The following is an 11,324-nucleotide window of genomic DNA, read 5'->3' as shown; positions in this document are numbered from 1 at the left end:
CTTGCATGTATTAGGCACGCCGCCAGCGTTCGTCCTGAGCCAGGATCAAACTCTCCAATAAAGTGAGTTGATATAGCTCTTAAAGTTACGTTGGCTCATGATCTTCATATAGAAGAAACATGATGATTATTGTTTGTTGACGCTTGTTTGTTTAGTTTTCAAAGAGCAATTTGTTTATGTCGCTCAGAGGCGACTTTCTTAATATAACAGGTTTTTAACTTAGTGTCAACATCATATTTTAATTATTTATTTTGGAGAAGATGTTGCTTCATATATTGGTTCCTGACCCGTTGCGACGGGAAAATAAATATAACATGGATATTTTACTTTTGCAATATAATTTTACTACAAATTTAGACTCTATCTTAATATAATCGAATAAAGTATTAGTTTGCCTAAGCTGCTTCATAGAACCACGTTATATTGTTCGGCATTAACAACGTACAGCAGCATCAGAATTCCCTCTGCTGCTGCCAAAATGATCTCTGATTTAACCAACTGATTTTTGCTTCAGGGAGTGGTTCTTGATTTTTCTTTCGTCAAACACGAACAGCGTGATCCCAATGATAACAATTGCGCCCCCCACTACCTGGGTCCAAATCAGGCTCTCGTCCAGGAAATAGTAAGCCAAAATGGCTGCTCCCACAGGTTCGAACAGAATCGCCATGGAAATGGTCGAGGTACTGAGCCATTTCAATGACCAATTAAATAATGTATGCCCAAACAAATTAGGAATTATGGCAAGCATGAGGAAGTAAAACCAATCATTTGATGGATAATGAAGCAAAGGGTAGCCGACCATCAATACGTATATGAACAATACAACTGCGCTGATGAAATAGACAACAAAAGTGTAGGTGATCAGAGACAGCCTTTTTCTGACTGTCTGGCCGAATAAAAGATATGCCGTTATCAGCGCACATGCAACAAGCGCAAGCATATCCCCAAATAAAGCAGTCCCGCTGATTTTAAAATCCCCCCAGCTAATGACGATACTTCCTGTAATAGCCAAGGCTCCGCATAAAATGGCTTTAAAAGATGATCTTTCTTTAAAAAATAGATAAGTACCTGCGAAAGCGAATAGTGGCTGCAAGGTGACAAGCACGGTCGAACTTGCCACAGATGTGAAGTTTAGTGATTCAAACCACAGGATAAAATGAAACGCCAAGAATATTCCCGCGATTATGGAATATAGCCAATCCCGTTTAGTGATAAGACTAAGCTCAGAAACATATTTTATAAGAAATACCGGTGCCATCAATAAAACAGAAAAAAACAGCCGGTAAAAAGCGATTACACCTGATGGAGCAGTTGAAAGCTTAACAAAAATAGCAGAGGTTGAGACTGAAATGACTGCTAGAGCCAGAACCAAATAAGGATTGAGTTTCGGGGATTCCATATTATTGCTCCTTTTTCACCTATAGACACATATAGACACAAATATACAGCATTTAAACTATTTTACAATGAGTATGAAAAATATTTCCATGCATTTATGTTGAATATGGAGGAATATTTATTAAAATTTAGGATATAGAAACTACATCATTTTTCACCAGGGAGATAATTATGGGGCACACATTTGATATAGAAATATTAATTAAATTGGGGATTTCCGCTTTGCTGGGCTTGGTGATCGGCCTTGAACGCGAAATAAAAAGAAAGCCTGTAGGGTTAAAAACAAGCCTGGTCATTTCAATCGTCAGCTGCATGCTGACCATTGTATCAGCAGAATCAGCATATATGTTCCCTGGCGATCATGATGTGAATATCACAATGGATCCCCTCCGTTTAGCAGCACAGATTGTTTCAGGAATAGGATTCCTCGGAGCAGGAGTCATTTTACGCAGAGGAAATGACACTATTTCCGGTTTGACAACTGCTGCGATGATTTGGGGAGCTGCCGGAATCGGGATCGCCGTAGGGGCCGGATTTTATCTTGAAGCATTCGCAGGAGTTGCCCTGTTGATATTCAGTGTGGAGTTCATGCCAATATTGATGACATTGGTGGGTCCGAAACAATTGCGTGAAAAAGAACTGCGCCTCCAATTTCATGTTCAAAGCAAAACCAGAATTGCCGATATATTAAAAATTATGAAAGAAGAAAAAATTTCGCTGAAAAATATCCGGATCAAAGACTTGAAAGATGGTAACCATCTAGTACAATTGATCATCATGGTAGACTACCGAAGAAAAATTACCGATGTTTACTATACTGTTTCTGCAATCGAAGGCATCGAATATGTTGAAATCGAAAGCCATTAACACCACATCAGCCTGTTCCTCTATTTAATAAAAATTTCCTCTTGCATCTTGTCGAAGATCAGGCTATAATCTTTCTTGTACCTTATCTCGGGTTTTGATTCGGGGGATTAGCTCAGCTGGGAGAGCGCTTGCATGGCATGCAAGAGGTCAGGGGTTCGAGCCCCCTATTCTCCACTTATATTTACGTTAAAAACGACATTTCTGTTGAAATGTCGTTTTTTGTTCCTATTTTTAATCCCGAAGAATCTTTGGTGCTACATGATGACCCCACAACAAAGCAAAAACAGTGAGGATTCCGTATGGAAGGTTTATCACAAGATCAGTAACTTCGGCTATATTTTCATTTAACAACCGGTAAAACAAATAGATTGAATATGGGGCAGTTATCAATATTGCGGTGCCAACACCCAGTGCATAGGTTTGCAAAAATAATGATTGCCCTATATGCATGAAAACGTGGAGGAAAAACAGGACATTCAAACCTATGAACGGTCCGTATATTTGTTTTTCAACAGCCAAATATGTAGCGATAATATAGATGATAAGCTGCAAAAATACTGGAATTGAAAATCTCGCAGAGGTGGTTTTTGATAAATCTACAAACGTGCTTTTCATTTTATTCGGCACCCGTGGCTGAACCTTAGTATAATTCTTTCGAAACCACGCCTCCACGAAAATAATCTCTTCAAAATCGTGGATTAAAAATGTTATTGGAAACAACCACAATAATGTCTCCAAGCCAATGTTAGAATTAAGCCAATCCGAAATCATTCAGTTTCTCCCCTCAGCCCCGAGTCCTTTTATATATCGGCATAATTTATAATGTTTCATTGCCAACCTTTTTTTGTTTTGGGAATATGGTATAGCTAAAGCTGATGATAAAATCAATAGCAAGAACGAACAGCCATAATTTCATAACCTTAAGAAGCTCTTCCGTCCGACCGGCATCCCCAACAAACATAATAATTGCCATCAGCAGAGCATTTCCTATTGTCCACCCCAATAAATGACGGTACCAGCCTTTTCTTTCGTTACTGGCATGTTCAGTTCCATGCTTTATTTTTGGCTGCGGTATTGGCCCATTCGAAAATTTGTACGCAAATCGTTCGTCAGCCCACCTTATCATACTATGGCCAAATGCCACTGTCATACCTATATAGTACGCTGCCAAACCGTGAAAAAAGGATGCGTGCTGCCCATTCTTCAGATCAATCACGGTTGCGGCTATCAATACAAGGTCAACTACTGGTGTGCTCCATAAGAAGAAAGCACCAAGTTTCTTTTGTTTTAAAAAATACCGGGTAAATAACCCTATCAAAATTAATATCCAAAACCCAACTTCACATGCTACAATCAGCCATCCTATCATTTGCCCGCTCCTTTTTAATACAATTGTGTTAAAAACAAAATAACACATATGTATTAAAAAAACAATACATGTTATAATAGAAATATGCCAAAAATTGTTGATCATGAAAAACAAAAGGAAAAAGTCGCTGAGGCCGCATGGAGAGTTATTCGCCGGGAGGGGATTGCAGGCGCGACAGTAAGGAAAATAGCGGTAGAGGCCGGCATATCCACCGGATCAATGAGACACTACTTTTCCACACAATCAGATTTGTTTGCTTTTTCTATGAACCTCGTGTCTAAAAGGGTAAAAAACAGGATCCAAAACATAAAATTCACTGGAAATCCCCTTACTGATGCTGAAACCCTGTTGTTTGAATTCCTGCCCCTTGATGAAGAAAGAAGTGCGGAAATGGAGGTTTGGATTGTATTTTATATTAAAGCACTTTCAGATCCTGTTCTTCACTCGCTGGGGACACAATTTTACGAAGAAATGAAGGCGGGGATCACATTCATCATTGATACGCTGATTAAGAATGGAATTGCCAGGAACGATTTAAACCGCGAAATAGAAATTGAAACTTTATATGCACTGATCGATGGCCTGGCACTGCATGGAATCGTGCAACCCGGGCAGCTTTCCCATAAAAAGCTAAAAAGCACAATACAGCATTACCTAAAAACGATATGCAGAGAAAATTAGTCGTGGCCATTGCCTATTAACAATATCAAATCCCGCAACCAAATGCGGGATTTATTGTTCCACCTAAGAATGTCAAAAACAGTACATGGAAAAGGAGGTTTTACAATTTTTTGATTGGTGAGGCTAAAGCGACGATCACTTCGACTCCTTTTGCAGCGGCGGCTAAAAGAAACACCATTGTGGGATTTGCGCCCATGATCAAAGTGCCAAGAAAAGCTCCTAAAGGCATTCCCAAACGTGTAAATACCCGCGAAAAAGCCAACACCCTGCGAAGCAGCTCGGGGGGCACCGTTTCGTGCCTGACCGTTGAGGCCAGGGAATTCCACGCAGAATTGCATATCATCGCCAACCCGAAAGCTATTCCCGGAGCAAGCCAAAAATTGCTTACAAGAGGCAGCATAAAACCAATCCCTCCAGCCATGAGCAGTACCGGTATCAAAACTCCCCGCCATATACGCCTTTCAAGCGGTACGACGATAATGCTACCTATCAATCCCCTGACACCGATCAACATGAAATTAATTCCGCTTTGTTTCGCGTCAAGGTAGAGTTCCGATAACAGATAAAACATGAAAACAGCTAGGACAGCACTTGCCCCGAAGCTCCCTATCATTGCCTGCAAAGAGAGGGAGATATTCAACCGGTCTTTCGTAAGCCACCGAAATCCAACTGACTTTTCGTTAAAAAGGCCAGATTTTTGGCAGGTTGACGTACCAGCCTTCATCTTTGGAAGAGTGAAGGCAATAAAAATCGTTGCTAAAAAAGACGCTGCGTCAATCCAAAGAGTGTGAAAACCGCCAATCACGCCGACAATGCCACCTGCTGCAACTGGTCCGATCAATTCTGCAAGCTGGTTTACAAATTGATAAGCTGAGTTTGCTCTCGTAAGGCCTGCATTTCACCAAATCTGGAATAGACGAAACAGCAGCCACATCAAACAGCAGTGATAACACTGAAGGCAAATCGAATACAGATGCCATAATTCTAGAATGCCGATAAAATGCGGACAACGGAATAAAACTGACCAATAATAACCATGTGGTATCAGCAAAAATCATCATTGTCCGCTTATCCCATTTATCTGCCGCAACCCCAACGAACAGGCCAAACAACACAACAGGCAAAGATCCCTGTTACAAAAAGCGATCCCATAACTACCGCCGAACCGGTCAGCTGATAAGAAATCCATGGAATGGCAAAGGTATAAAGAGCATCCCCTAATCGTGAGATAAATGCCAGAAATTTAACATAAGAAGCAGGAAATGATAGTAATTGGAATTCATGTTCCGTTATTTTGGCTTGTTTTGAACAATCACTTATAACTTCCTTTCTTTCCCTCCTACTCTTCAACATTTATTTTTTAAAAAAGATCCGTCCATTCTTAGTACTTCAATTATAAACGTCATTAAAAGAAGTCAAAATATTTCATCGTTACAATTTTCATGGCTGTCGTACTGAAACACACTGACCATATAATCATCTTCAGGAAAATCACCCAAATATGTAAAACCATTATCGGAGTAAAAATTTCTTAATTTCCCGTTCCCTGCCCAGCAGTCCAAAAAAAGTGGCTTTTTTGCGTCAGATGCGAGTGAACGGGCAAAGCTTGTTACCTTCTCGCCAAGTTTTATTCCCTGGAATTCAGGCAGGATTGCAATTTGGCCAAGATATTTGCTTTGATGTTCGATTGCAAAAGTATATGTGCGATCAATATTCCTTATCGCAAATGTACCAATCATTTTTCCATTATCCACCAAAACATAACAATAATTGTCGTTTATATCCTTCGCAACAGTGGCAGCATCCCATGGAAAATCCCACTGCATGATGCCTTTGCTATGTAAGTGCCATGTAACTTCATTTAGTATGTTTACAACTTCAAGCAAATCGTCTCTTTTTGCTAATCTGATTTTCATTCTGGCTATATCCCCCGAGGTTGTCATTTCCAATAATTCATCATTAATTCCGAAGCCCAGGCTGGCTGCTTGACCTCTTCTGCAGGTAAAAACTCTTTCATGACTGGCTTGATATCGATAACCGGCGTGCCATCTATGGCATCCAGCCCTGTTACATGAATGATCCTGCCCTCTCTCTTCAACAGTTGTACAATCGTTGCCCCCAGCTTGTTAGGCCTGTTTTTTCCCCGCTGGGCAAAAATCCCGGCCTTGGGCCATTCGGGGTTATTCCTCGGATGCCTGGCACCATATTGAATCTTATTATCATCAACGAGATGGAACAGATAAATGATTTCCAAATGAGAGAAAGAATCAATGCCGTCCAGGCAGCTTTCATCGAACCTTTCATCCATCTCAATAATTGATGTAACCTCTCCCCAGTAATCATCTACGGCATCTTTTCGATCAGTGGTGACAGTCCCGATTTGATAAATAGTGTACATATTCCTCACCCATTTCAGCGATTATTCTTAAATAAATTTTATCATTAAGTTTTCTCATAAGTATAATTCTGAATAAATATCATTTAGCATAAGCTTTTCTTATAGTTCGAGTAAATAAAAGAAAATTTGTAAAAACAAAATAGCGCTACAAGGAAAATACAGGTTACCGGCATTAAATAACGACTTACCGGGAATATAATTTTTTTCAATGTTTTGAACGGTAAAAAGGGGCAAGTTTCGCCCCTTTTTTTTGATACTAAATCGCTTGTTGCTGTTTTACTGTTTCAGCTGGAATTTTAATTTTGCGTTCCCGGTGAAACAAACTGTACAGCACAGGAACAATGATCAGCGTTAGCAGAGTGGAAGTTGTCAGCCCGCCGATTACGACGACCGCAAGCGACGATGACACTATTCCGGCATGGCTTGAAACAGCCATTGGCAGTAAGGCGCCCACCGTGGCAATGGCCGTCATTAAAATCGGCCTTAGCCGCACAACCCCGGCATCAATTATTGCTTCATGTTTGCTATAGCCATTCTTCTCATTTTGTTTCACCCGGTCAATCAATACGATTGCATTTGTAACGACAATCCCGTTCAGCATCAACAGTCCGATCATCGCCGGCATGCCGATTGGCTGATTTACAATGAACAATCCGATGAGGGCACCAATGATGGAGAACGGGATTGCAAACAGGATGACGAACGGCGCCTTACCCTCACCAAAAGCGATCACCATTACCATATACACCAGAAGAACACTGACCCCAATCGCGATGGCCATATTCGTGAAGCCTTCATCCATTGCAGCGGCCGCGCCTTCTTTGTAATAAGTGACTCCTTTTGGCAGATCAAGCTCTTTAATAAGCTTATCAGTTTTTGCAGTGACCTCACCTGTGTTCTTATCAGTGATTTGCCCTACAACGACCACGAATTCTTTGGAATTCAAATGGGTTATCACAGTACGGTTTTCTATATGTTTAAGATTTCCGATATCTTTCAGCTTCACGGGCATACCCATGACATTGTTGATTTCCTGGTTCCCAAGGTCCTCTAATGATTCAATATCGTCCATGTTCAGCAGCAGCCTTACATCTTTCTTGTCACCGTCCATGCTGATTGATGTGATGACATCTCCACTGATTAAATCGTGAATTCCTTTTCCTACCATGGCCGGCATCAATCCATGCTCTGCCAATTTGCTTTCATCCATATCCATCGCGATTTCAGGTTCGTCACCCTCAAGGGAGGTATGGACATCGGCCATTCCTTTCGTATCTTTTAGGACATTGGCAATCTGTCCACTGGCCTTCTTAATGTCTTCAAAATCAGGCCCTTCCACAACTAGCGCATATTGGGCTTCTCCGCCGCCCGCGATACCGCCGATTCCTGTTACGGAAATTTCTTTTGCTTCTTTTATATCATTGAATTGTGCTCGCAGGTCTTTTATGACACCGTCAGTATCTTTCACTGATTTCTTAAGCTCGAATGTGATCGATGCCGATTCGTATTGACCGTTCACGCTTGTGCTCACTTGCTTTACATTTTTGTCCGCCATCAGGATTTCTTCAGCCCTGGCAGCAGCTTTACTTGTTTCCTCAGGAACAGTGCCTTTTTCCATAGTAATGTTGACATCATAGTTGCTTACCTTTTCCTGCGGTAAAAATGTCGTTCCAAGCTGTGGTGCAATCAAGCCCACCGACCCGGCAAGGAGGACAACTGCTGTTGCAATCGTGATCAGCCGGTGGTTCAGGGCCCAAGTCAAGCTCTTGCGATATGCCTTCTGCAGCTTGCTCTCCCTATGTTCCTTTGGTGATATGTTAAGTAAAAATACCTTCGAAAGAAGCGGTACGATTGTGACAGCAACAATCAGGGAAAACATCAGTGAGATGACGACAGTCCAGGCAAGCGGAGCGAAGAACCGCCCAATAAGGCCGGGCACAAACGCCATTGGCAAAAATACCGCTACAGTTGTGATTGTTGATGAAGTAATCGCAGAAGCCACTTCTCTTGTTGATTGTTCAACCAGCTTCTCTGAACGTTCCTTTGATGACCTGACCCTTCTAAATACGTTCTCAATTACAACAATTGAATCATCCACAACACGGCCGACCGCGACTGCAATACCTGCTAGTGTCATGATATTTAATGTGTAGCCCAGCAAATTCAATACGGTAAAGGATGCCAGAATCGAAAGCGGGATGGAGATGATTGAAATCAGTGTAGACCGGATATTCCTTAAGAATAATAAGGTAACGATAACAGCCATCAATGATCCAAGCAACGCTTCGCGAAGCATCGCATATACTGATTCTTTGACCTCAACCGATTGATCCCTTAAAGTGTCGACCCGAAATCCTTCCGGCAGATCCCAGTCTTTCACCGTCTCTTTTACTTCATCGACAATTTGGACAACATTGGCCCCCCCGTCTGGAACGATTCCGATCCTGACACCCGGCTCACCGTTTATTCTCGTGAAATCAGCATTGTTATTTGACTCGTATGTGACCTTGGCAATCTCACTTAAGTTAACTGTTTGCAAAGCCGGCTGCTGTCCTGGTTGTGCTCCTGGACCTGACTTGGAAAACAACTTAATATTTTTCACATCTTCAACTGACTGCAATTCCTTGCTGACCCTGACCGGAAAAACCTGATTTGAGAGTGAAACATCACCAGTAGGAACAGACAGATTATTGGCCTGAATGGCATTATTGACATCATCAAGCGTCAATCCATGTTTCTTGATTTCTTCCGGCAGTAAGCGGACAAAAACCTGTTTCTCTACCATGCCGCCCACTTCCACTTCACTTACGCCATCGATCGATTCCAGGGAAGGGATCATTTTTTCCTTTAGTACACGCTGCAGATCCTCGTTTTCATCCTTGTCATAAACACCCATTGTATAGATAGTCCTGTCACCATCAGGACCTTGCAGAATGATTTCGGGATTTTCAGTTTCATCTGGAAGCTTCACTTTATCAAGTGCAGACCGGACGACATTTTCTTGTGCATCCATATCGACGGACATTTCGTATTCCATAGTTACATAAGCAACGTTGGCCAATGCGTCAGTATATACTTTTTTGACTCCTTCAAGATTCATGAATTCCTTTTCTACCGGTTCACCAACATCCTTCATTGATTGCTCGGGAGATGCTCCCGGATATGGGATTACAACCGTCATATAAGGAATGTCAACATTCGGATATTTTTCGATTGGAATCTGTTTGAGTGAATAGATTCCTCCTCCTACAATTAAAAGAATCATTAATATCAGTGCAACAGCATTTCTCATGCTGAAGCGGATGATCGATTTCATCATGGCATTTTCTCCTAACTAAATGTTATTTGAGCGTTTCGCACAGAAAGCTCATTTTGGGGCAGATATGATCTATATGTGACTGGATAAACCAGATTATTTGTTCATGAAAAATCAATTAACTTTTGCGTATTCTTTATTACAAGATTGATGTTCAAGCATCAGCAAGTAAGATGATAATTTCCCCCGGTACACTAATTCAAATATTGAGATTGTTGTTAAATCGTGGGGTGTGACAAGACAAAGAGGTTTATGTACGAGTGGAAGACCGGATTCATGTAAAATCGTTGCGACAAACTGGGAACAAAAAAATGCGTTTTTGCGATGAAACTTTAACTTCAGCAAGACTGCAATTAAGCCTAAAAAATTATACTTTAACTGGAGTTTTTGCTCCTCTAGTTTCTTTACTTTTTGATACATTTTTTTATATTGGCATTCGCTTAAAGTACAACTGTATATTGCGCAGCCAGCCCCAATGAACAACCCGGATTTGACATTTTCCTTTACAAAGCCGCCGATGAAAGGATTTCTGGGTGTTTTTCTTCCAAAGCTATATACTTCTGCTAATTCTGTATCAAAACCAATTGAGGCATGGTTGAATGGTTTTCTTGTGCAAAGCTTGATCATTCTTGTAAACATTGTGCCGGTATCGGTAAGCAGAACATAAACTTTCTTTTTTTTCATAAAAGGTCCTCCTGCATGGGCTATCAACTCTCTTCATAAGGTTCTCGTACGATTGCTTTGCTGCATGGTTTTATGTTAACGTGCTTTTTTTCCAGGCTGCACCTTCCCCAGAAGTAATTTCCACTAAGACCTGAGACTTATATTGTCAAAATAATTGCAATTCGTAACCCCCGATCGATGGTACACTTTGATGAACGATGTAAGTTGGAAAAGCTGCTTCGTTCAGAACAGGCAATAGTTTATTGAGAAATTCAGAAGCTTATTTCCATAACCAAGTTTGACGATAAGCGTGAGCCACATGGTTATCGACCGTAACATCGTCAACTCAATTTCGCCGGACGCCGGCTGTACGAGGTTTGTCAGCATCCTCTAAACCCAATTATCAGTTATAAAAGTCACATCCATAAGTGAACAATGGCTAAGATCTTTGCTGACATAGTCATAAAATAGTTTTTACCTATAAAGTCCTGACGCGGGCGAACGAAAATTTTTAGATGGGTATACCGGTGCAGGCACCGCACCGGCAAAATAAAAAGAGCGGCCCAAAAGGAGACTGCTGAAAATATAAGCCTTTAAATTTACTGCAATGAAATTAAAAAGATTAGGGGATG

10 protein-coding genes, 1 tRNA gene and 1 rRNA gene are annotated in these 11,324 nt (G+C 41.2%); 3 read left to right on the top strand and 9 right to left on the bottom strand.

The genetic code is table 11. The annotated features are described in order from the left end of the window. Both CVD19_RS21110 and CVD19_RS21105 read right to left on the bottom strand, forming a co-directional pair. A 16S ribosomal RNA gene (locus CVD19_RS21110) occupies positions 1-61 on the bottom strand; the annotation flags it as partial. Positions 62-490: 429 nt separating this feature from the next. Then, on the bottom strand, positions 491-1,399 hold the full coding sequence (locus tag CVD19_RS21105) for a DMT family transporter (RefSeq protein WP_101585162.1): 909 nt from the start codon (positions 1,397-1,399) through the stop codon (positions 491-493). Between the two features lie 170 nt (positions 1,400-1,569). Here CVD19_RS21105 and CVD19_RS21100 point away from each other — a divergent pair, with 170 nt between their 5' ends. Continuing rightward, entirely contained in the window at positions 1,570-2,265 is a 696-nt protein-coding gene (locus tag CVD19_RS21100; RefSeq protein WP_101585161.1) for an MgtC/SapB family protein, read from the top strand. Between the two features lie 101 nt (positions 2,266-2,366). Then, positions 2,367-2,439: transfer RNA gene (locus CVD19_RS21095), tRNA-Ala, on the top strand. Positions 2,440-2,496: 57 nt separating this feature from the next. Here the strand turns inward: CVD19_RS21095 and CVD19_RS21090 are convergent. Both CVD19_RS21090 and CVD19_RS21085 read right to left on the bottom strand, forming a co-directional pair. Further along, the gene (locus CVD19_RS21090; RefSeq protein ID WP_101585160.1) at positions 2,497-3,036 is read right to left on the bottom strand and encodes an HXXEE domain-containing protein; all 540 of its coding nucleotides are present in this window, start codon (positions 3,034-3,036) and stop codon (positions 2,497-2,499) included. 46 nt (positions 3,037-3,082) lie between these two features. Then, complete coding sequence (locus CVD19_RS21085) at positions 3,083-3,634, bottom strand: 2TM domain-containing protein (protein WP_101585159.1); 552 nt, start codon at positions 3,632-3,634, stop codon at positions 3,083-3,085. An 84-nt stretch (positions 3,635-3,718) separates the two neighbouring features. On the opposite strand from CVD19_RS21085, the gene CVD19_RS21080 reads away from it, so the two are divergent. Then, on the top strand, positions 3,719-4,315 hold the full coding sequence (locus CVD19_RS21080; RefSeq protein ID WP_101585158.1) for a TetR/AcrR family transcriptional regulator: 597 nt from the start codon (positions 3,719-3,721) through the stop codon (positions 4,313-4,315). Between the two features lie 100 nt (positions 4,316-4,415). Here CVD19_RS21080 and CVD19_RS25205 read toward each other — a convergent pair whose 3' ends face one another. From CVD19_RS25205 to CVD19_RS21055, 5 genes are all read right to left on the bottom strand, one after another. After that, a complete protein-coding gene (locus CVD19_RS25205; RefSeq protein WP_219620111.1) occupies positions 4,416-5,156 on the bottom strand; it encodes an MFS transporter in 741 nt (246 codons plus the stop codon). A gap of 574 nt (positions 5,157-5,730) precedes the next feature. Continuing rightward, positions 5,731-6,231, bottom strand: coding sequence for a GNAT family N-acetyltransferase (locus CVD19_RS21070; protein ID WP_101585157.1), 501 nt, complete (start codon positions 6,229-6,231; stop codon positions 5,731-5,733). A 23-nt stretch (positions 6,232-6,254) separates the two neighbouring features. Then, positions 6,255-6,713 (bottom strand): SAM-dependent methyltransferase, encoded by a 459-nt coding sequence (locus CVD19_RS21065; RefSeq protein WP_101585156.1) that lies wholly within the window; start codon positions 6,711-6,713, stop codon positions 6,255-6,257. A gap of 256 nt (positions 6,714-6,969) precedes the next feature. After that, positions 6,970-10,032 carry an efflux RND transporter permease subunit gene (locus CVD19_RS21060; RefSeq protein WP_101585155.1) on the bottom strand — a complete coding sequence of 1,021 codons (3,063 nt, stop codon included), beginning with the start codon at positions 10,030-10,032 and terminating at the stop codon, positions 6,970-6,972. A 111-nt stretch (positions 10,033-10,143) separates the two neighbouring features. Further along, complete coding sequence (locus CVD19_RS21055; protein WP_101585154.1) at positions 10,144-10,713, bottom strand: hypothetical protein; 570 nt, start codon at positions 10,711-10,713, stop codon at positions 10,144-10,146. Between the last annotated feature and the right edge of the window lie 611 nt (positions 10,714-11,324).

Source organism: Bacillus sp. T33-2, assembly GCF_002860205.1.
GTDB lineage: Bacteria > Bacillota > Bacilli > Bacillales > Cytobacillaceae > T33-2.
Note: the sequence above shows the minus strand (reverse complement) of the source record. Positions and strands in the feature narration are given on the sequence as shown.